The 20,106-nt window shown below is 65.2% G+C and carries 18 protein-coding genes; 8 read left to right on the top strand and 10 right to left on the bottom strand.

Annotated elements, in window-relative coordinates; all coding sequences use genetic code 11:
• Positions 1–63: 63 nt before the first annotated feature.
• Positions 64–1,095: a LacI family DNA-binding transcriptional regulator gene (locus JUB10_RS08550; RefSeq protein ID WP_307859158.1), complete on the bottom strand. Its 1,032-nt coding sequence runs from the start codon at positions 1,093–1,095 to the stop codon at positions 64–66.
• Positions 1,092–2,330 carry a Gfo/Idh/MocA family protein gene (locus tag JUB10_RS08545; protein WP_207455527.1) on the bottom strand — a complete coding sequence of 413 codons (1,239 nt, stop codon included), beginning with the start codon at positions 2,328–2,330 and terminating at the stop codon, positions 1,092–1,094. Before JUB10_RS08545 ends, JUB10_RS08550 begins: the two co-directional genes overlap by 4 nt.
• A 188-nt stretch (positions 2,331–2,518) precedes the next feature.
• Between JUB10_RS08545 and JUB10_RS08540 the strand changes: the two genes are divergently transcribed.
• From JUB10_RS08540 to JUB10_RS14630, 3 genes are read left to right on the top strand one after another with little or no spacing between them, the layout of a single operon-like run.
• A complete protein-coding gene (locus JUB10_RS08540) occupies positions 2,519–3,754 on the top strand; it encodes an ABC transporter substrate-binding protein (RefSeq protein WP_207455526.1) in 1,236 nt (411 codons plus the stop codon).
• Positions 3,751–4,707: a carbohydrate ABC transporter permease gene (locus tag JUB10_RS08535; protein ID WP_207455525.1), complete on the top strand. Its 957-nt coding sequence runs from the start codon at positions 3,751–3,753 to the stop codon at positions 4,705–4,707. Before JUB10_RS08540 ends, JUB10_RS08535 begins: the two co-directional genes overlap by 4 nt.
• Positions 4,704–5,528, top strand: coding sequence for a carbohydrate ABC transporter permease (locus tag JUB10_RS14630; RefSeq protein WP_207455523.1), 825 nt, complete (start codon positions 4,704–4,706; stop codon positions 5,526–5,528). The genes JUB10_RS08535 and JUB10_RS14630 overlap by 4 nt, the downstream gene beginning before the upstream one ends.
• Before the next feature lie 123 nt (positions 5,529–5,651).
• On the opposite strand, the gene JUB10_RS08525 is transcribed toward JUB10_RS14630, so the two are convergent.
• Positions 5,652–6,260, bottom strand: coding sequence for a TetR/AcrR family transcriptional regulator (locus JUB10_RS08525; protein WP_207455522.1), 609 nt, complete (start codon positions 6,258–6,260; stop codon positions 5,652–5,654).
• Between the two features lie 876 nt (positions 6,261–7,136).
• Between JUB10_RS08525 and JUB10_RS08520 the strand changes: the two genes are divergently transcribed.
• Positions 7,137–7,616, top strand: coding sequence for a hypothetical protein (locus JUB10_RS08520; protein ID WP_207455521.1), 480 nt, complete (start codon positions 7,137–7,139; stop codon positions 7,614–7,616).
• A 10-nt stretch (positions 7,617–7,626) separates the two neighbouring features.
• On the opposite strand, the gene JUB10_RS08515 is transcribed toward JUB10_RS08520, so the two are convergent.
• The 3 genes from JUB10_RS08515 to JUB10_RS08505 form a co-directional block, all read right to left on the bottom strand.
• Positions 7,627–8,655 (bottom strand): hypothetical protein, encoded by a 1,029-nt coding sequence (locus JUB10_RS08515; RefSeq protein WP_207455519.1) that lies wholly within the window; start codon positions 8,653–8,655, stop codon positions 7,627–7,629.
• 126 nt (positions 8,656–8,781) lie between these two features.
• Positions 8,782–9,621 (bottom strand): tyrosine-type recombinase/integrase, encoded by an 840-nt coding sequence (locus JUB10_RS08510; protein ID WP_207455518.1) that lies wholly within the window; start codon positions 9,619–9,621, stop codon positions 8,782–8,784.
• Positions 9,622–9,885: 264 nt separating this feature from the next.
• Positions 9,886–11,112, bottom strand: a complete 1,227-nt coding sequence (locus JUB10_RS08505) for a tetratricopeptide repeat protein (protein ID WP_207455516.1) — start codon at positions 11,110–11,112, stop codon at positions 9,886–9,888.
• A gap of 76 nt (positions 11,113–11,188) precedes the next feature.
• Between JUB10_RS08505 and JUB10_RS08500 the strand changes: the two genes are divergently transcribed.
• Both JUB10_RS08500 and JUB10_RS08495 read left to right on the top strand, forming a co-directional pair.
• A complete protein-coding gene (locus tag JUB10_RS08500; RefSeq protein ID WP_207455515.1) occupies positions 11,189–11,650 on the top strand; it encodes a hypothetical protein in 462 nt (153 codons plus the stop codon).
• Complete coding sequence (locus JUB10_RS08495) at positions 11,647–12,033, top strand: hypothetical protein (RefSeq protein ID WP_207455513.1); 387 nt, start codon at positions 11,647–11,649, stop codon at positions 12,031–12,033. Before JUB10_RS08500 ends, JUB10_RS08495 begins: the two co-directional genes overlap by 4 nt.
• 422 nt (positions 12,034–12,455) lie before the next feature.
• Here the strand turns inward: JUB10_RS08495 and JUB10_RS08490 are convergent, their stop codons facing one another.
• Entirely contained in the window at positions 12,456–13,487 is a 1,032-nt protein-coding gene (locus JUB10_RS08490) for a 1-aminocyclopropane-1-carboxylate deaminase/D-cysteine desulfhydrase (protein WP_207455511.1), read from the bottom strand.
• Positions 13,488–13,586: 99 nt separating this feature from the next.
• On the opposite strand from JUB10_RS08490, the gene JUB10_RS08485 reads away from it, so the two are divergent.
• A complete protein-coding gene (locus JUB10_RS08485) occupies positions 13,587–14,051 on the top strand; it encodes an Lrp/AsnC family transcriptional regulator (protein WP_207455509.1) in 465 nt (154 codons plus the stop codon).
• 190 nt (positions 14,052–14,241) lie between these two features.
• Here the strand turns inward: JUB10_RS08485 and JUB10_RS08480 are convergent, their stop codons facing one another.
• Genes JUB10_RS08480 through JUB10_RS08470 form a run of 3 tightly spaced genes read right to left on the bottom strand, consistent with a single transcriptional unit; the run spans position 14,242 to position 19,004 of the window.
• Entirely contained in the window at positions 14,242–15,420 is a 1,179-nt protein-coding gene (locus JUB10_RS08480) for a glycoside hydrolase family 1 protein (protein WP_207455507.1), read from the bottom strand.
• On the bottom strand, positions 15,420–17,678 hold the full coding sequence (locus tag JUB10_RS08475; protein WP_207455504.1) for a glycoside hydrolase family 3 C-terminal domain-containing protein: 2,259 nt from the start codon (positions 17,676–17,678) through the stop codon (positions 15,420–15,422). The genes JUB10_RS08480 and JUB10_RS08475 overlap by 1 nt, the downstream gene beginning before the upstream one ends.
• Before the next feature lie 30 nt (positions 17,679–17,708).
• Entirely contained in the window at positions 17,709–19,004 is a 1,296-nt protein-coding gene (locus tag JUB10_RS08470) for an MFS transporter (protein WP_207455503.1), read from the bottom strand.
• Positions 19,005–19,095: 91 nt separating this feature from the next.
• On the opposite strand from JUB10_RS08470, the gene JUB10_RS08465 reads away from it, so the two are divergent.
• Positions 19,096–20,100, top strand: a complete 1,005-nt coding sequence (locus JUB10_RS08465) for a LacI family DNA-binding transcriptional regulator (RefSeq protein ID WP_307859157.1) — start codon at positions 19,096–19,098, stop codon at positions 20,098–20,100.
• Positions 20,101–20,106 lie beyond the last annotated feature (6 nt).

Here is a 20,106-nt window from a genome sequence, read left to right as displayed (position 1 = left end):
TCGGGAGCGGGGGGAGGGCGGAACGGCGGGAGGCGCGCGCGCTGAGCGCCGCCCCCGCTCGGGTCAGCTCGAGGCGGGATGGCATCCGCAGGACTGCCTTCGGATCAGGGTGGTGGGGAAGTCCACGTAGGCCGCACCACGGCTCGTGTCGAGCAGGGCGTCGATCGCGGCGTCGGCCATCTCGTCGACCGGCTGCCGCACCGTCGTCAGGGGCGGGCACAGGTAGCGCGACTCGCTCGACCCGTCGAACGAGGCCACGGCGACGTCGGCGGGGATCGTCAGCCCGGCCTCGTGCAGCGCCGCCATGAGTCCGAACGAGAGCTGGTCGGATGCCACGAACACGGCGTCGAGCTGGTCGCGCTGCGCGGCGAGCTTCTGCCCGGCGGCGTACCCGGCCTCGACGCTGAACGAGCCGCGCACCCGCGGACCCGGCGGCAGGCCCGCCTCGCCGAGCGCGTCGATCCAGCCGCGCTCGCGCTCGTCGACGCCGGGGTCACCGCCCACGAAGGCGACGCGTTCGCGACCGTGTTCGATGAGGTGGGCAACCGCCTCCTTCGCGCCGTTGTAGAAGTCGACGCCGATGGAGACCACCCGGGAGTCCGGCCGGAACTGGTTGACGAGCACGACGTTCACGCCGAGCGACATGACGAGCGCGCGCTCCTCCTCCGTCAGGGTGTCGGCGACGACGAGTCCGTCGAGCTGGTGCGAGGCGAGAGCGCTGATGTGGCTCGACCCGTCCTCGCGCCGGCTGTCGGAGTTGATGACGAGCACGGTGAGCCCGCGACGGCTCGCGGCACGGTCGATGGCGTGCACGAAGCCCGCGAAGAACGGGTTGCGGCTGTCGGGCACGATCATGCCGATCATGTCCGCGACGCCTCGCTTGAGCGCTCGCGCCGTCGCGTTCGGGCGGTAGTGCAGGGCGGCGACGGCGTCGAGCACCCGGGCCTTGGTCGCGGGCGCGACCGGCTTCGGCCCGTTGTTGAGCACGTAGCTGACGACCGCGCTGCTCACCCCCGCGTAGCGCGCCACGTCGGTGCGGGTCGCCGCCTTGCGTCCGGAATCCCTCGGGTCGGACAGCGGGGATGCCGTCGTCACGAGGAGGCTCCGACGCCGCCGGCCGGTACGGAGGCCGCAGAGGGAGCGTCGCCGAGATCCGGGACCGCGAACCGCTCGCCGCCGGCGTTCGCGGACTCGTGCGCGATGACACCGGGCAGGGTGAACCGGGCGGCGACCCACGCGTTGACCGTCGGCAGCGTGTTCGCCTGGACGGCGCGCACGAAGTCGTCGACCAGGAAGTGGTGGCTGCCCTCGTGCCCGTTGTGCAGCCCGCGCAGCTGCTCGGGGATGCGCGAGGCGTCGTGCACCGCCGCGTAGCCGGAGACGAACGCGGCGCGCAGGGCCGGGTCGACGTGCGCGAGCGAGGGGTCATCCGGCGACAGCGACGGGCGCGAGTCGATGAGCTCGCTCACGTCGTGCACACCGTCCTTCGTCTGCCACATCGAGACCGTCGCGAGCTGTTCGAAGCTGCCCTCGGTGCCGAAGAACCGGAAGCGCGATTCGCGCAGGTGCGACGGATAGCCGACGCGGCGGAACTCGTTGATGCGCATGGAGCCGCCGTCGGCGAGCTCGAACAGCGCGGTCGCGTTGGAGAAGTCGTTGCCGAACTGGCTGGTGGAGCGGTCGAAGACGCCGTCGCCGCGGGTGTCGCGCACGCCGATCGCGCTCACCGAGACCGCGTGCGAGGGCCACGCGCCCAGCACGCCGCCGATCGAGTGAGTCGGGTAGAGCAGGGGTGGATAGCTCGCGGTCGCCCGCCAGTTCTCGCCGCCGGAGTAGCGGTAGGCCTCGTAGAAGCCGAGGTCCATGTCGTGGACGTAGTCGCCCTCGGCATAGAACAGCCGCCCGAAGGCGCCCTCGGCCCGCTTCTGGCGGGCGAACACCGTCGCCGGGTTGTAGTAGCTCGTCTCGCCCATCATGTAGACGAGGCCGGTGGCGGCGACGGCCTCGACGATGTCGCGGATCTCGCACTCGCTGATGGCCATCGGCACGGCGGAGTAGACGTGCTTGCCGGCCTCGAGGGCCTGCAGCACGAGCGGGCCGTGGGTCCACCGCTGGGTGAAGATCGCGACGGCGTCGATCTCGGGCGAGGCGAGCATCTGCTCGTACGAGGAGAAGGTGCCCGCGAGCCGCTCGTCGTCGGCGAGCTGTCGCGCGCGTTCCGGCAGCAAGTCGGTGACGTGCACGGTCTCGACGCCCGGGTGGGCGTGGAAGAGCGCCGCGAACTGGCCCGCGAACTGACCGGCTCCGACGACGCCGAGTCTGAGTGACATCGCGACTCCTCCCGTGCACCGCCGTGATGTGCGGAGCGAGTCTGGCACGGGGGTCTACACGCGTCAACCGAGGTTCGGTGTAAGGCGAGTCTTACGGACTGTGGCCGTTCTACCCGTGTAGATTCGCGCCGGGCAGCGCGGGCGACGATGATGTCTCCGCCGGCATCGATTCACCACAGGAGCACGACATGACGACGACGTTGCTGACGCGCGCTACCGCCGTCGTCGCGGTGGCGCTCGTGCTCACGGGATGCAGCGGCACGGACGGAGGCACGACGCTCGAGTTCCAGACCGGGCTAGGTGCCAACGACCCGATCCTCGACGAGCTCACCCGCATCACCGACGAGTTCGAGAGCGACTCGGACGTCACGATCGACCTCGTCCCGATGACCAACAGCTACGAGGCCGATCTCACGGTGCGCCTCTCGAGCAACGACGTGCCCGACATCTTCGCCACGCACGGCTGGTCGCTCAGCCGCTATAGGGACTTCCTCGAGCCCCTCACCGACCAACCTTGGGCCGCCGAGCTCAACCCGGCGCTCGAACCCGTGATGGTCGACGACGAGGGCGACCTGTACGCGTTCCCGGCGGTCACGGATGTCGCGGGCATCGTCTACAACCAGACCGTGCTGCAGGACCTGGGCATCGACCCCGCCACCCTCACGACGTGGGAACGCTTCGACGCCGCGCTCGAGACCGTCGCGGCATCCGGCATCACACCGCTCGCCGCCTCCGGCCGCGACGACTGGTTCGCCGGCAACCTGACCGACTTCATGGCATCCGGAGCCTTCGACGAGGGCGGCCTCGCCGATCTCGAGAGCGGCACGTTCGTACCCGACGGGTTCGCGACCGTGCTCGAGAAGATCTCGGAGTGGTCGGATGCCGGCTACTTCAACCCCGACTACAGCTCGGCGAGCCAGGACGATCTCGCCCGGGCGATCGGCCAGGGCGACGCCGCGTTCGTGTTCGTGCAGAACTACCTCGTCGCCAGCGCCCTCAGCTTCGACCCGGAGGCCAGGCTCGGGTTCCTGCCCATCCCGGCCTTCGAGGGCGAGCCCTACCTCGTGGGCGGCGAGGGCCACGCCTACGGGGTCTCGGCGACGTCGGAGCACAAGGACGTCGCCCTCGACTTCGTGGCGTTCCTCGCCGAGCCGGAGAACGCTTCGGCGCTCGCCTCCGCGATCGGTGGGGCACCGGGCCTCACCACGGCGGACACCGACCTCGGCGTGCTCGAGGAGAGCTACGAGCGCTTCGTCGAGCCCGGCGAGGTGCCGCTGCTCCCGTACTTCGACCGGGTGCACCTTCCGGACGGCATGTGGGACACGCTCGTCTCGGCGACCGATGCCGTCATCGTCCAGCAGTCCGGGGTCGACGACGCCGTCGACCAGATCGAGTCCCAGTTCGCGACGCTCTCGGCCGGATGAGCGGGGTCGACGAGGCGGTCCGGCCGCGCGCGGCTGCTGAGACGGCCCCGCGGCGGACCCTACGGGGGCGGACGGGAGGCAACCCGCTCGCGACCCGGCGCGTCAATCTGCTGTACCTGCCGGCTCTCGCGCTCTTCGCCGTCTTCACCGTCTATCCCCTGGTGCAGGGCGTGCTGCTCTCGCTCACCGACTGGAACGGCTTCAGCCGCGACTCCGACTTCGTCGGGCTCGCCAACTACGCGCGACTGATCACCGACGCCGCGTTCCACACCTCGCTCGGCAACACGCTCGTCTACGGCGTCGGCAGCACTCTTCTGCAGCAGGTGGCCGGGCTCGCACTCGCGCTGGCCCTCGACCGGCCGCTGCGCGGTCGCGCACTCGCGCGCGCGATCATCTACCTGCCGGTGCTCGTCTCCCCCGTCGTCATGGGCGCGATGTACTACCTGCTCTTCTCCTACAACTACGGCGGGCTCAACGACGTCGTGGTCGCGCTCGGCGGAGAGCGCGTCGCCTGGTTGAGCGACAGCGGCGCCGCGGTCGCGATCATCGTCGCCGTGAACTCGGCGCAGTTCGTCGGCATCTCGATGGTCATCTACCTCGCGGGTCTGCAGACCATCCCGGCCGAGTTCCACGAGGCCGCGATGCTCGACGGCGCCGGCTACTGGCGCCGCTTCGCCGACATCTCGCTGCCCCTGCTCCAGCCGGCTTTCGCCGCGAGTGTCGTGCTCAACCTGATCGGCGGGCTGAAGCTGTTCGACGTCATCGACGTGCTCACCGGCGGCGGACCGGGCTACTCCACGTCATCCGTCTCGACCCTGATCAGCACGGCGTACTTCGACAACCGCAGCGCCGGCTACGCCTCCGCGATCGGCATCGTGCTGTTCCTGCTCATCGCGGTGGCGACCCTCGTGGTCGACGCCCTCCTGCGCCGACGACGACTGGGGGCGCCGTGAACAGGGCACGCCTCGGGCACGTCGCCATCGCCCTCGGGCTCGTCGTGGCCGTCGTGGTGCAGCTCGCGCCGTTCTACATCGCGCTCACCACGTCGCTCAAGGCGCCCACCGAGCTCACCTCGCAGTGGCTGCTCCCTCAGCAGGGCGTGTACTGGCAGAACTTCCGGATCGCGATCGAGGACGGCGGCATCCTGCGGGCCATCGGCAACAGCGCGATCGTCACCGTCGTCAGCACGGTCGCGGTGTGCCTGCTCGGCGCACTCGCGGCGTACCCGCTCGCCCGGCGGCGCTCCACGCTCAACCGGCTGGTGCTCGGCGGCATCGTCGCGCTCATCATGATCCCGCCGCTGAGCATCCTCGTGCCGCTGTACTCGCTGCTGACCGACCTGGGCGGCACCAACACCTACTGGGGGGCCGTCGTCGCGATGGTCGTCACGCAACTGCCACTCAGTGTCTTCCTCTACACCGCGTTCATGCGCGAGCTGCCGGTCGCGATCGAGGAGGCCGCGGCCGTGGACGGGGCGAATCTGTTGCAGATGCTGTTCCGCATCGTCTTCCCCATGCTCAAGCCCGTCACCGCGACCGTCGCCATCCTCACCAGCGTCGCGGTGTGGAACGAGTACGCGCTGAGCGTCTTCCTCCTCCGCGACCCCGAGGTGCGCACGATCGCGCCGACGATCAGCACCTTCCTCGCGAGCCAGGGCAACTCCCTCGGCGCGGCCGCGGCCGCCGCGCTCATCTCGGTCGCCCCGGTGCTGCTCGCCTACCTGGTGCTGCAGCGGTACTTCATCAAGGGAATGGTCGCGGGAGCGGAGCGCTGAACATGGACGACGGCAGCGGCGACCGCGACGGGGCGATCCTCGTCGTCGTGACGATCATCGCGACGGTGGCGTGCGTGGCCGCGCTCGCGACCGTGCTGCTCACCAGCATGTGACGCCGACGGGTCAGGCGGATGCCACGAGCGTCGCCGCCACGCGCCGCGACCGCGCCCGGTAGCGCTCGAGGTCCCAGCCCTCGTGGTCGACGAAGTGCAGGTAGGCCGCCGGCGACAGCGCGAAGCGGAGCTCCTCGAACACGTCGTCGCGGCGCGGACCCGACACCTCGAGTGCGGCGAGCGCGTCGGCGAGCGGTGCGTCGGTCTTCTCCAGCAGCTCCCGGTACTCGGCCTGCACGAGAGGCTCGGAGCGGGACGCTTCGTCGAGGGCGCGCCAGAGGTGCGCCGTCCTGGCGCCGAGCGCGACGGCGAAGTCGACGACGCGGTCGAGCAACTGCTCCCGCGAGGCGTCGAGCACCTCGGGGGGCAGCGCGACGGACTCGACCTGACTGCGGAACGCGGCGATGAGCAGCACGGGCTTGGGGCCGGCGAGGTGGACCGACTGCACCGAGACATCCGCCCGCTCGGCGATCTGCTTGAGCGTCGTGGGCGCGTAGCCGCCCTCCGCGAAGCTCGCGGCCGCGGCCTCGAGGATGCGTTCCCTCGTGCTGGCGGCCGCGGCGGTGCGGATCGGCGAATGATACTTACGCCTCGGCTCGGCCGAACGTCTGTCATTCATACGTCGCGCTCCACGTGCGGTGATGTTGTCAGGGCCGGTCCCGTGAGGTCGCTCGGGTGGCAACCTCGTCTATGCGTTCACTGGTGCACTCATCGACGAGCCGGTGGAACTGGCGCCGCTGCCGCGGATCGTCACCGTCGTGAGGCTGGGATTTCGCTGGGCGCCGCTCCGACGATAGCGCGGAATCCGCTGTCCGACGAAGCCCCGTCGGGGCGAGCCGGGAATTCACGCCTCCGAAACGGGGGTATCGGCTGCCGCGACAGCGGCCGGGAAAAGAAGAAGAGGGCCCTTTCGGACCCTCTTCTCGTTGGTGAGGGCTTCAGCTTTTGCCTTGACCCCAGTGTTCGAGCGGGTCGTCAGGGCGTTTGAAGATCACGATTCCATCGAGTTCGCTCAAAAGTTCCACCTCGGGCGCGTCTCCACCTCACCCCAGCCTCGTCGTCGCTCCTTCAAAGGAGGGGATCGATTGACGAGTGGCGAAGTGATCTCGAGCTCAACTCAGCAATTGTCGGCTCGGCACGCCGATGCCGCGGACATCCGACGTTGAGGAGGGGCTACAAGTCCTTGCGACCTGATGGGACGATGTGGCGAAGACTCAAACGCAAGGACGCTGGAGGGACGATGAGTCAGAACGCGCCGTCGCCGCAGGTGCCGCAACCCGGAGGTGAGGAGGTAACGCCGACACCTCCGGAAGCTCCGCCCGGCGGAGAGGCCCCTGACGGAACTCAGCAGGAGCAGACCTCGCCCACCCCTGCCTCAACATCTGACCCGTCACTTCTCGAGATTCGAGACGGGCTCTGGGACTGGCGGTTCGCCGCTATCACTGGCTTGGTGCTGCTGGTCGTACTCGTGCTCCTATTCGCTCGCGGAGCAGACTTGCTTGCCGTCATCAATCTTCGAGCGGCCGCTCAAACGACTGGCGAGGATTCGCCGTTGAACGGCACCTTCGGAGAACGGTTCATAGCTTCCATTGCCGTGTTGGGCCTTCTAGTTGGCGCCTGCCTTCTTCTGATTGGGTCATGGATGGCCGCCGTGGAGTTGCGTGCGCGGTTGCGTAAGGAGGCGGAGCCCACCGTGGTCGAAGTTGTGCCGAACGCAGACGGCAGCGTTATCGACCTCGGGTCGCTCAATCTCTTCAACAACTCGAGCTTCCTCGGTGACGCAGCCAAAGTCACCGGGGAGAGTTCTAAGGCACGAGGCACTGCGCTCGTCCTGGTCGGCGGGCTAATCATCATCGTCGCGTCGCTAGCCGCCGGCGCAGCTGTCGCCGCTGCCGATCCCGAATCCTCGCCGCAAGCGCCGGCGATCGGGACAGTCACGCCCAGTCCGAGCGTCAATTCGGGTGATTCCGACTAGGGCATCGGCGTTAAAAGAACAGAGCGTTCAAGTTGGCGATGATCCTCGTCACGTATCCAAGGTTCTCGTCAATCCACCCCAAAGCCGAGGTCACTCCGTCGGGTTGCGTGCTTATCGCGGCAGCGGAGTTACTCGAGCCGCCGAGCACAGCACGAAGTTGCAGCATCTCCGAGAAGACGTTGGCGCAGACGTTGTCGAGACTCCGGATGGACAGACGGGCGTGAGCATCGAGCGCCAGGACCGCTGGTTCCAGGTCACTCCAGGTCACTGTAAGCGCGTCGCTGATGCTATGACGTTGAAGGCCAGCTACACCCAGAGCGTCCTGACTGCCGCTTGTCAGCAACCCTGTCAAAGTTGGCAGCACGGCGGCTGCGTCCGGCCCCAACTGAACTATGACGGGAACGAGTGCGGCCAGTTCGGCTTCGACATCACTTGTGAGCGCCGCATACGCATAGGTAATCCCGGTCGTCTCGTCCTGCGATAGATAGGACGTGAACCAGTCGTTGCCGCTGAGAGGGATCTCTACTTCGACTGCATCGCCGTAGGGCGACAGGCGGGCCCGCCAACCACCCCAGTCGTAACTTGGGACCGCACTGCCCGGATAGTGGACGAGAGGATGTAGGCGAGTCGCAAGTTCGACCTGATACGACAGTGACGCTCCCACTGAAGCGGCACTCGGCAGTATCGAGTGCGCCTCCAACACAACGGCCCGCTGCAACAAGCCCCGCTCATCAACGACGAGTATTTGGCCGCCGGCGATGACGAGCTGAATTGCTGCGAGTGTGAGCGCTCGCGGTAGGTCAGAGGCGGACAGCCGCAGTTGAGCGGACTCGACGCTCCACGCGGTGTAGCCAGCGCTAGCGGCCGGGTGCTCAGCAAGTTCGGGTGGTGTGGGACGCACCCAGATTGTGGTCTCGCCGCGTTTGACGCCGGCACGAGGCACAAGCCCTAAGCCGCACGACGCGCAGAGATTACTCACTGCCTCCTCAACGGCAGATCCGGGACTCTCAAGCAGCAGCAGGCTGTTTAACGCCGCCATAACTAATCTTCGACGCCGCTAGCGGCAGCTCGCAAGGGGTTGGTTCTACCCGTTACGGGCGCCAGCAGAATCGCCTGAAAGGCCGCTGCCGGATTGTTAGCGACGTCGCCGCTCATGCTTGCCGCATCAGGCAGCTTCAGCCGCTGGCACCCACCGAGTGAGGGCCTCGAGCGACGCGACCCCCGCGTACTTCATCAGCCCGATCGCTGGCGCTCCCTCCCGAAGGTGCGTCACGATCCAGGTTCCCCGCATCCGCTGCGAGTGCGGGCGGAGCCCCTTGTCGCTGCTTCGCGCCAGCCAGTTGGTGATGAGGTTCTTGCCAGCGCCGGTGCGACCGGGCACGAAGAGAAACTGGTCACCCTCGCGATGTTTCCGAGCCTCTGACAGCCTCTCCGTCCACTCCTCGCGAACCGGCACCCGCCGCGGTCGACCGCCGCGAACTTCGATTAGAACGCTGCCCCCGTCATCGTGAATGTCCTCCGCCCTGGCGGCCGTGATCTCGCTGGCCGACAGCCCCGCTCCAAGCCCAAGTGCGAGAAGCACGTTCGCATCCGACTTCTCGTGCCCCTTCGTCCGCGCCCATAGCCGGAGCTGCTTCAACTCTTCGTGCGTATAGGGGCTGCTGGGCGATGACGCGGGCAGGGCGACGAGCCGAGTGCGCGCTTGCTCGCCGAGGAGCACTTCGCTCATACGAAGCAGCATGGAACGACGGTTCCCTCTGGACGCCGGCGCGTACTGCGTGAGACCCTCCGCGACGAACCGCTCGATGGTCACAGCGTCGAATAGAACCGCGTGCTCAAGGGCCAGGTCATGCTTCTTTGCCCAAGCAGCTAGGCGCGAAGCCGCCTTGAACAGCTCGCCATCGCTGTACTTCGTGTTACCGCCGCAGGCCCCAACGGCGGCCTCAACGTAGGCGCTGATTTGGTTCCACTGACGCTTCGGCATCTCGGGCTGGTAGGTGGACATCCACTGCACTCCATCTGATCGAGGGAGTGACTTGTTCAACTCCCGTCGTCCTATGTGTGCGGCGACCTCAGGCTCGGCTGCCAGCTTCGCCGTTCCTCTCCGCAAGTGGCCAAGGCGATGGCAGTTCGAAGTCGAGACCGGACTTGTTCGGAACCGTTGCAACATCGCTACCGAGATCGGCGCAGGTGGTCAACTCTGTTGAAGCGCGCGACAGATGACTGTGCGCGCGGTTCAGTTCGCGCCGCCTGGCTGCCGCTCGTTCGATTACGCGGCGAGTCCCTCCAGCCGTTCTCGCCATCGAGCGGCGCGGTCGTCGCGGCCGAGGTCGCGCGCGACGCGCAGAGCAAGGGTGGCCAGTTCGTGCACCGGGTCCCGATCTGCTGCCAGCCGCCACTCGGCGCCGGTCAGGACCCAGAGGTAACCCCGGGCAGCGTGCGCCACCCGCTCCCGCTGCCAGTACGCCTCAGCCTTGTCGAGGGCCTCCGCTCCCCTGTTCAGCCGCTCGAGGCAGCAGCACTGGTTAAACGTGTTGATGGTCACCTCGGGGTAACCGTACTTCGTAGCCTTCTCGAGCCAGTGCAACGCTTTGCTCGGACTCACTGCCATCAAGCAGAAGCCCATGTTGTTCATCGCTCGAGCGTCGTTCGGGTAACGCTTGTGGTGAAACTCGAAGAGCGCCACCGCCTCCGCGAACTTGTTATGCGTCAGGTACTCAACAGCGGTGTCTTGCAGTGCCCAGAAGGTCGAGTCCATCTCCGAGGTGTCCCCCGGCTCAACGGCTCGCTGCGCGATAACGCCGTTGAGCAGCTCGGGGGATGGGCCGTCTCCGGCCAAAGCTGCTTCGCTGAACAGACCAACCTGTTGAAGGTTCTGCCACCGGTACTCCAGGTGCAGGGACGCCGTCGTCCACCGATCCAATTCGTTCACCGCGTTCCGCTGCCACAGCCAGGTGTAAGCGTCTGTGACATCGACCGCAGGCGCCTGCTCGAGAGCCATGCGCTCCCAGTCATCAACAGCCGGGGGCGTCCACTGGATGAGGTCCGAGAACGGAGCATTCGCTGCCCACTTGTTGAGACGAGCCGGGACGTAGAAGAGCGGAGCGGGTCCGGTTTCGCCTGCCGAGCTCTCCTCGCCCTCGCCCTCGCCCTCGTCGGTGAGCAAGGTCCCGGGCAGATCGTCGCTGGTCACACCAAGCCCCAAAAGCGACCGCCAACCGTCGAAGTTCATTCGAGTCAGCAGAGCCTTTCGCTGAGGCGTGATGGCCGCCACGTAGATCGCCAGGGTGGCCCGCTGAGGCATCCCGTACCTAACAAGGCTTTCGCCATCGATACCCAGCGCAGCTAGCAGGCGTACGCAACGCTGGATCGCCGCTACCCGCTTCTGTGCGTCAACGATCGTCTGCGGGATAGAGATGAGCAGCTTGTCTAGCGATAGCACTAGCCGACGCACGGAAGGAGAGGTGTCCTGCTGCACCAAGTTCAGCGGATCCACGGCTTCCCCACTAGACTCAGATCAAGTTCGTGCATACGATCGTAGCAAAGTTTAGCCAGTGGAGAGAGTCAATCAAATGGAGCGCGTGATCTTCCAGGCAAGCGACCTCGCTAAGGAACGGACACGAGTCCTAGACGCCGCCAGAGCGGGCAGAGCTTTAGTGCGAGACAAAGACGGAACGGGACTTGTCATGCTGCCCGAAGCGCAACTTGCCGTCCTCGAAGGTTACGCCGAGTGGTCCCAAACGCTGCAGAGGCTCAATTTCCTCATTCGCGCCGAGCGAGAGGTGTCGATCAGCGAACTGGGCAATCTCGCATGGCTGCGAGTGTTCGACAAAGAGGACCAACAAGCTTTCGCTGATGAATTACACGACGCACTAATCGCTGGTCTCGCAGACAACGATCTGGAAGAGGTCGACGCAACGGTTGCAGCTTGGCGGGTCACCGCTAAGCAACTTGAGGATCCTCTTCGGCGATCGGTATTGCTTGGCGCCACAACACCAGATGATTTCGTCGAGGTATTGGAGCCAAGCGAGTGAACCAGGGGGCCTACCAGCCCTTTGTGCCAGCGCGACGGCCCGGCGGGAAGCCCGACGAAAAGCCCCTCTATCGCGTGCTTGTTCATCGTAAGTTCCGGAATCACTGGAACGAGATGATTGAACGCGTCGGGCTTCAACAGGCCAAGCAGTTTTGGGATCACGTGTCTGCGACGCCGGGGCAACCTTCCCCTCTCGCGTCGATCACGATTTTGAAGGGGAAGGCTGGCCTTCCGATGGCGGACGGATGGTCGCGAACGCATCATTATGAGGTTTCGGGCGCTGGTCGCGTGGATTATCAGTACAACAACGCCTACTCGAATGCCACGGGGAGCGACAGCCACCACGTAGTCGCGATTCTGACTATCAATTACAGCAGCCACTGAGCCAGTCCCGCGATCAACTTCCCGGGCGAGCCAGGGCTCGTTGTTTGCTCATGGCGGCGGCGGCTAACGCCGGCGCAGGCCCGGTCCTCTCAGAGCAAGCGGGTATTCACGCTGCGTTCGTTGTCGGGGCGTTCATGAGTCTCGCAGTCGTCGCGCTCTCGTTCTTCGTTCCTCGGTCCGCCGCCCCCTCACGGAACGAGCTCCCGCTTCACTGACCACCTCCAGCAACGGTCCTGGCGGATGCCTTCTTGCACTTGCTGCCGGCCAGAGATAAGGACCAGAGGACAGGCGGGTTGCTGCCGACATACGCGACGCCGCCAGCGGCAACACTCGAGGCGTGTCACACCAGATAACCGTTCATGCAGTGGTGCTGGCCGCGCTTCGTAGAGTGAGGGGACCAAGCGGTACGGTAAGCGGACTTGTTAGAGCTGAAGGGCGTTCAGCCGAGGTGTGTCCGCGAAAACCCGCGCCGCCATCGCAGGATCGAACAGTGCGTGATAGCCGCCGGTGTGCCAGAAGAGCACGGGACCCTCGAGTTCAGCGCGTCTCGCCATGTCAATCACTGCAGCGGCGGCCTTCGCCGTATAGACCGGGTCGACAACAATACCTTCAAGCCTTGCGAACAGGTCGATTGCTTCGTTCACCCCAGGTGCGGGCAACCCGTATCCTTCGCCGAGGTAACGATCCGTTATCTCCATGTCCTCGAGTCGGACTTTGATGTGGGCAGCGATATGTTCTGCAGCGGCGTTCGCGAGACGCAAGTAGTTGCCCGGGACATCCTCATAGACCTCCGGGGCGACAACAACGCCGATGATTCGAGTGTCCTGGCCGCGGAGCATTCGCCCAAGCGTGAGGCCAGCGTGGGTACTTCCCGCCGAACTCGCGTGCACGATACTGCGGAAAGTCGCTCCCTGGGACGCCATCTGCCGTTCTGCCTCTGCGTAGGCTCGCGCGAAACTCGCGGCGCCCCTCCCGGTAGCTGAGCCGATGGGCAACCGATAGACGCGCTCCCCGGCCGCTTCGAGTTCCTCAGCTACCTTCCGGGTGAGCTCGGCAAGTTCGATCCAGGAGACGTCGCCAACGAGCCGGAGGTCGGCGCCGAAGAGAGCATCGAGGAGCAGATTTCCCACCGGCTCCTGCGGCTCGTCGTGACAGAGAACCAGCGTGCATCTCAGGCCGGCCGCTGCAGCGGCCGCCGCGGCTGCACGAGTGGCGTTCGAGTGGCGCGACCCCTCGGTCACGATGTGTGTCGCCCCGAGCGACAACGCGTGCGCGAGTTCGGTTTCCAGCTTCCGCACCTTATTACCAGCGAGCCCGACGGAGCCTACGTCGTCCCGCTTCGCCCAGACTTCCAGCCCGATCTCCTCGCTCAGGCGGGGCAGCAGCTGAACTGGGGACACGAATCCCCGCAGATCGATAGTGGGCAAGGGGAACGCGATATCGGGAGCGGCCATGCATAGAAGTTAGATGCGGACCTACATCGGCACAATCGATGCGTATATCGACGTGCAGATGCACACAGAGGGCTATCGGTAGCGACTATCTTCGTGCGCATGCTCAACTTGGACGGCCTCGATGCTCGCATCCTGCTCGCGCGCGATCTCGCCCCAGACGCCACGATCCTGGACATCGCGAGTCGTCTCGGCGTGTCACGCAATACAGTCCACGCCAGAGTGCGTCGGATGCAGGAGGGCGGCGCCCTCGGGCCCACGAGCGGCCGTATCGCGCCCGCGGCGTTGGGTCGTCCCCTTCTAGCGTTTGTGACTCTTTCGGTGTCACAACGTGATGTCGATGCGGTTTACTTGGCCGTCCGCGACATTCCGGAGGTCCTCGAAGCCCACACCATTACGGGCAACGCCGATCTGATCCTCCGCGTTGTCGCTCGCGACACCGCAGACCTTCATCGCGTGACCCAACTCATTCAGCGCAACGAGGGCGTCCAGCGGAGCAACACATCTCTTGCAACCACTGAGGTGATCTCTTACAGGCTTAACCTGATGCTGCGACAGTTGGAGTAGACAGAGTGGCGGAGCTTGCCGGCGGCATGTTCGTCGGCGGGCGAGGCTTCACCGATTCGCTGCCAGCCAGCGGAAGGGAACCCGCCTGCAGCCGCACCACAGCCACCGCTTCGCGTCCGGCTGCCGGCGAGAGGCCGGGGCGGTGGAGGCAGGTGCTTCGCCGCCCCGGTTCGTCTCGGGTTGAGCGGTATTAGGTGACCCCGTTGCTCCGCGCCACCGAGCCAAGCCACGCCAAGCTCGGTTTCGGCTGTCGTACGAACGTCTCACGGTCTACGGCAATCAACCCGAAGGTCGGCCCCCAGTCTCCCCACTCGAAATTGTCGAGGGCGGACCAGTGAAGGTAGCCCCGTACGTCAATCCCGTCCTCAACGGCTGCGGTTAGGTGCCTCAGTGCCGCGCTCGTGTAGGCGATTCGACGTTCGTCGTCGGCGGTCGCTATCCCGTTCTCGGTCACGAGGAGGGGGACCCCCTCCGTGACCTCGTGAGCATGACGCAACGCGATGCCTAGTGCGTCAGGGCGGTAGGCCCATCCGTTCAGGGTGTTGTCAGGACTGTCGGGATGGGGCACCACGCCATTGGAGTCGATTGTCTGGCTCGTGTAGGACTGAGTACCCACGAAGTCGTCGCCTCGCGACGCCTGAAGGTAGAGGTCCTCCCAGAGCCACGAGATGCGAGGGAAGGTCTCCTCGCTGCCGGGCCCTGCAACGAATGCTTGCTGCGCGATCGTCCAGCCGACCCTCGCCGACGTGTTCGCTCGGAGAATCTCTACCGCACGTCGATGCGCTTCGACCAGCACTAGTCCCGTCTCCTCATCCGGGATTGGCATTTGAGCAGCGGTTAATCCAGACGCTACAGCTCCGGAGGAGCTCGCCTGCCGCATCATCTCCATGAGGGAGAGGATGTTGGGCTCGTTGATCGTCGCAACCCAATCCACTCCGTCGAGGATCGACGACACAGTCTCGACGTACATGGCGAAATGGTCCACCCCGCCTGGGGCGGTCCATCCGCTCTCGGCGGCGAACCACGCCGGATTCGAGAAGTGGTGCAGAGTTACGACTGGCTCGAGACCCGCCTCGCGAGCGGTGTCAATCATCCTTCGGTAGTGCTGGAGTTGGGCGCGCGAGTACTCGCCCTTCTCCGGCTCAATCCGAGCCCACTCGATGCTGAACCGGTACGCGTTGAGGCCCGCATCTGCCAGCAGCTGCATGTCCTCGGGGTAGCGGTGATAGTGGTCCACCGCGTCGCCGCTTGGTTCCAGCGGGGCGCCGGAGGTGCGTTCGATCCGCCACCAGTCACTCGTCCAATTCCCGCCCTCTACCTGATGGGCTGAAGTGGCGGCCCCCCACAGGAAGTCCTTCGGGAGGGGCATTATGCGGGAACCGGCCCGGCTTGCTGTACCTCTGACAGGAGGGATTCGATGATCTCATCGACGTCAACAGTTTCCGGAGCCGCCTGTGCTGCGAAGGTCAGCATCGTCCGCAGAGGCATAGAACCGACCATCTGCAACGTTTCCTCCCCCACCATGGCTTCCGCCGCGGGGCCGAACTGGCCGAGCACCTCGCGGAGTGCCTTCATGCCGGAAGGGTGATCAGCCCACTCTGCAACCGTCGAATCCCTGTCCGGAACGATCACAGGCGTGGGCACCTCCAGTTCGATCACTTCGCACAGCGGGAGACTCCTCGAGTGAGACCCGACCTCGATCGTGAAGGCTCCGGGTTCGACCACCCAGGATCCCTGACGCCAGAACGCAAAGGCGCGGTCATCGAGGTCGATGGTCACCGTGCGTCGTTCTCCAGGCTCCAGGTGCACCTTGACGAAGCCTTTAAGCTCGCGAGCGGGGCGATCGACACTGGATTCAACGTCTCCGACATACACCTGAACAACGTCGGAGCCGGCGCGGGAACCAGTGTTCTCGATTGTCACCTGCACCGTCGCCTGTGCGACCGTACGGTCGGCCACCCTGACGGCGAGGTCGGAGTACTCGAAGCGGGTGTAGCTGAGTCCGTACCCGAACGGGAACGCCACTTCACGGTCGGTCGCGTCGTACCAGCGGTAGCCGATGTATACCCCCTCGCCGTATCGAACGATCCCGTCCGACCCCGGCCAATTGATATGCGCGGGGTTGTGTGACAGAGCAAGCGGGATGGTTTCCGCGAGACGCCCGCCTGGCTCTGCAGCACCAAACAGGATCTCAGCCGCTGCTGAACCGGAAGCTTGGCCTCCGAGCCACATCTCGAGGACTGCCGGAACGACGCCGGCGATCCCGTCAAGGGTGACCACGCCGCCATTGCTCAGCACGACGATGACGTTCGGGTTCGCCGCGACCACGTCCGCGACGAGCAGGCGTTGCGTCTCCGGCAGCAACAGATTCTTGCGGTCGAAACCCTCGGATTCTTCGGCGTCGGACAGACCGAGGAACAAGACCACGACTTCAGAGCGGGAGGCTAGCTCCACGGCTTCCGCGCGAAGCGTCGAGTCGTCAGCTCCGTCGAAGCTGAACCCCGCTGCGAAGCCGATCTCGCGGTCGCTCATTGCCGTGATAGCGCTCAATGCGTCGTCCAGGCGAGTGGGCTTGATGTGTGAACTTCCCGCGCCCTGATATCGCGGAGTCCGTGCGAACTCTCCGATGACCGCGATGTTTCCGCCTTGACCTGCTTCCAGGGGGAGGATGCTGCCTTCGTTGGTCAGCAGCACCGAACTCTCGGTTGCGATTCGCCGAGCCAAGGCGTGGTTCGCCGCGTGATCGGGGGTGACCGCAGGGCGATCGGCGAGGAGACGATCATGCACGGTGAGTATGTTCGACACCGCAGTGTCGACGCTGACCTCATCGAGGTCTCCGGAACGCACCGCTTCCACGATGGATTCTGGGACACTCTCTCCCGCGCCGGGCATCGCCAAATCCAGCCCGGCCGCCACTGCCGCGACCGGATCCACAACGGCCCCCCAGTCCGAGACGACGTAGCCCTCGAAGCCCCAGTCCCCGCGCAGCGTGTCGCTCAAAAGCCAACGGTTCTGTGACGCGTAGACGCCGTTCACCTTGTTGTAAGAGCACATGATCGTCGCCGGCTGTGTCTCACGAACAATTCGTTCGAAAGCGGGAAGGTAGATCTCCCGCAAGGTCCGCTCATCGACCTCAGCGCTTACCCGCATGCGGTCGGTCTCCTGGTTGTTTGCCGCGTAGTGCTTGACCGAGGCACCGACTCCCTGGGACTGGATGCCCCTTACCCACGCGGAGCCGAGCACGCCGGCCAGTAGCGGATCCTCGCCGAAGTACTCGAAGTTCCGTCCGCACAGGGGTGAGCGCTTCATGTTGACGCCCGGCCCGAGAAGGATGTCGACACCGATGGCCCTGCTTTCAGCGCCAAGAGCTCGGCCCATCTCCTCGACAAGTTCGGGATCCCATGAAGATCCCGTTGCCGAAGCCGTCGGGAAGCTGGTGGCGGGTTCGCTGTCGAACAGGCCGAGATGGTCGCTGTCCTCCCGCTGATAGCGCACGCCGTGCGGTCCATCGGTCAGCACCATGGAGGGGATGCCCAGTCGGTCTATGGCGCGGGTCTTCCAGAAGGAGCCGCCGGACAGTAGTCCTGCCTTCTCTTCGAGTGTGAGTTGTGAGACGTGGGGATGCATGGAAGAGGCCTTCCTAATCGTGGTCGGAGGTCAGCGAACCTTTTTGATCGGAACGACGGTCAGCGCACCCAATACGGCGACGATCGCTGCACCGATGAAGAGGGCGGTGTAGTTTCCGCCGCCGCCTCCGATAGAGAGCAAGAGCGGCGCGAGGGCCGGCGCCAACGACTGAGGAAGGGCGTTCGCGATGTTGAAGATCCCCATGTCCTTCGCAGCCGCCGTCTCCTTGTTCGGCAGGACGTCGGTCACGAGAGCAAGGTCGACGGCGAAGTACGTTCCCGTCGCGATTGCGGTGACGGCAGCCGCGATCAGGTACACCGGCAGCTCGAAGGAGAAGGCCGTGATCAGGCTTCCCAGAGCAACAAGTCCCGACGCGATGAAGACAAACACCTTCCGACGCTTCAGACGGTCGGAAATCGCTCCGGAGACGCTCGCACTGATTGTGAGCAGTACTGCCGACAGAACGGCGAGACCCAACTGGTAGAGCGCCGCCTGCTCGAGCGGGATGCCCAGGCGTTCGTTCAGGAAGTACACCTGGTAAGTGCTGTTCGCCGCGAACGCGAGAACGATGAGGAAACGCCCGAGCCACGCCCAAGCGAAGTCGGGATTGCGGCGAGGGTTGAACGCGAAGGCTTTGAAAACAGTCGAGACCCTGAAGGACTGCCGGAGGTTGGGGGACAGAACGCGGTCCCTAGTCGTCAGAACGTAGAGGACGATGAGCGCGAGACCGAGGGCCGAGGGCACGATGAACATGCCGGTCAGTCCACCGCCGAAACCGAACGCGACGTTGGCGACAAGCAGGCCGATGAAAGGCGCTAGCTGCTGCGCGACCCCGGTGAACGCCGACACTTTGCCGCGCTGCTGCTCCGGGACTCGGTCCGGCAGGAAAGCTGCCAGACCCGAGAGGACAGCGTTCATTGCCAGCTGAACAATCGTCCAAGCGAGTCCGACAACCAGCACGTTGGGTGCGGAGGCAAGGACGAGCACCGCCGCGAAACCAACGATTGCGCCGCCGAGAACCCACGGGCGCCGCATGCCGAACCTCGAAGTGGTCCGGTCACTGAGTGCCCCGAAAATGGGATTCGCCACGAGCGCAGCAAAAGCGCCTATCGCCGAGATGACTCCAAGCGACGCTTCGCGGGAGTCCGGTGCGACCTCAGCGACCTTCAACGCGAGAGTCGAAGCGATGGGAACGATGAGAACCAGGAACGCGCCGACGTAGGCGCCGAGGAATGCGCCGACTGTTCTCTTGCTTACGGGCGACTCGGACCTGCTCGGCTCGACGAGAGTTTCGGCGGAGTTCGCCGGTTCGATTGGTGTTGTCATTGCCACTCCTTCGGGGCTACTTAAGCGCATAAGTAGGAACGGGGAGTCAAGCTAGCACACGACGAAGCGGGGCGGGAGCCTGTGTCACCATGTGCACGTGAAGGAAACGGCGAAACGGGCGACTGCCGCAGATGTGGCGCGTCGGAGCGGGGTGTCCAGCGCTACCGTGAGCTACGTCCTCAACGCCACACCGGGGCAGAGCATCCCGGAGGCCACCCGTGACAAGGTCACGCGAGTCGCCCGCGAGCTCGGCTATGTGCCGAACGCCCACGCTCGCGCCCTCGCTGTGGGGAAATCCACGATCGCTGTCATCGACTTGAGCGAGATTCCCTATGGCGACCTGGTTGCGAGATCAGCGCGGGAGACCGCCGAGGCACTGACCGGCCTCGGCTATCTACCGGTCGTCGACTTCCCTGGTCTCAGCAGCGATCCAGCGCGCACTCGGCTTCGCTCGCTTGCGACCGTGCTCGCCCCACAAGTGGTGGTTACGGTGACCCCGTTGAGCCCTGAGCTGAAGGAGGAACTGCGATCGGTCGGTGTGGAGAGAGTCCTCTCGATGTTCCCTGATTCAGCAGCGTTGGCGCGCGAGGTCGGTGCTGCCGCCCGCGCTCAGGCGCGGTATCTGCACTCTCGCGGCCACGCGGTCATCGGATACTGCGGAACAGATGACGATCAGCTCTCCAATTTCGACGAGGTGCGGCTCGCCTCGCTTCTTGACGAAGCGACCATCCTCGAGATGGAGGCGGTCCACGTCTGCTCGAGTCGTGATGTCGCCACGATTGCAGAGGCCCTCGTGTCAGCTCGACGTCGATCGCCAGGTTTACGATCGATCGCTGCCTACAACGATGAAATCGCGTTCTGCGTTCTGTCGGCAGCCTCACGTCTCGGCTTGAACGTGCCGCAAGAGCTTGCTGTCATCGGCGTCGATGACTCACCCCTTGCGGCGGCGGCGATCCCTGCCCTCACCAGCGTAAGTTTGATCGACCACGACCACGACCGGGTCAGGGTGGCTGAGATAGCGCAACTAGTCGATCGTGAACAGTCAGACGACGTGCCGACACCTCAGCTTCGAGTGATCACCAGAGAATCTGCCTAACACCGC

The organism is Desertivibrio insolitus (assembly GCF_017355965.1).
Taxonomy (GTDB): domain Bacteria; phylum Actinomycetota; class Actinomycetes; order Actinomycetales; family Microbacteriaceae; genus JAFIQW01.
The sequence above is the reverse complement of the archived record's forward strand: the minus strand, read 5'-3'. Positions and strand labels throughout refer to the sequence as shown.

Coding starts and splice junctions, on each gene's coding strand:
- JUB10_RS08545 (WP_207455527.1), bottom strand. CDS start 2,330: ATGTCACTCAGACTCGGCGTCGTCGGAGCCGGTCAGTTCGCGGGCCAG.
- JUB10_RS08540 (WP_207455526.1), top strand. CDS start 2,519: ATGACGACGACGTTGCTGACGCGCGCTACCGCCGTCGTCGCGGTGGCG.
- JUB10_RS08535 (WP_207455525.1), top strand. CDS start 3,751: ATGAGCGGGGTCGACGAGGCGGTCCGGCCGCGCGCGGCTGCTGAGACG.
- JUB10_RS08525 (WP_207455522.1), bottom strand. CDS start 6,260: ATGAATGACAGACGTTCGGCCGAGCCGAGGCGTAAGTATCATTCGCCG.
- JUB10_RS08515 (WP_207455519.1), bottom strand. CDS start 8,655: ATGGCGGCGTTAAACAGCCTGCTGCTGCTTGAGAGTCCCGGATCTGCC.
- JUB10_RS08510 (WP_207455518.1), bottom strand. CDS start 9,621: ATGTCCACCTACCAGCCCGAGATGCCGAAGCGTCAGTGGAACCAAATC.
- JUB10_RS08500 (WP_207455515.1), top strand. CDS start 11,189: ATGGAGCGCGTGATCTTCCAGGCAAGCGACCTCGCTAAGGAACGGACA.
- JUB10_RS08490 (WP_207455511.1), bottom strand. CDS start 13,487: ATGGCCGCTCCCGATATCGCGTTCCCCTTGCCCACTATCGATCTGCGG.
- JUB10_RS08485 (WP_207455509.1), top strand. CDS start 13,587: ATGCTCAACTTGGACGGCCTCGATGCTCGCATCCTGCTCGCGCGCGAT.
- JUB10_RS08480 (WP_207455507.1), bottom strand. CDS start 15,420: ATGCCCCTCCCGAAGGACTTCCTGTGGGGGGCCGCCACTTCAGCCCAT.
- JUB10_RS08475 (WP_207455504.1), bottom strand. CDS start 17,678: ATGCATCCCCACGTCTCACAACTCACACTCGAAGAGAAGGCAGGACTA.
- JUB10_RS08470 (WP_207455503.1), bottom strand. CDS start 19,004: ATGACAACACCAATCGAACCGGCGAACTCCGCCGAAACTCTCGTCGAG.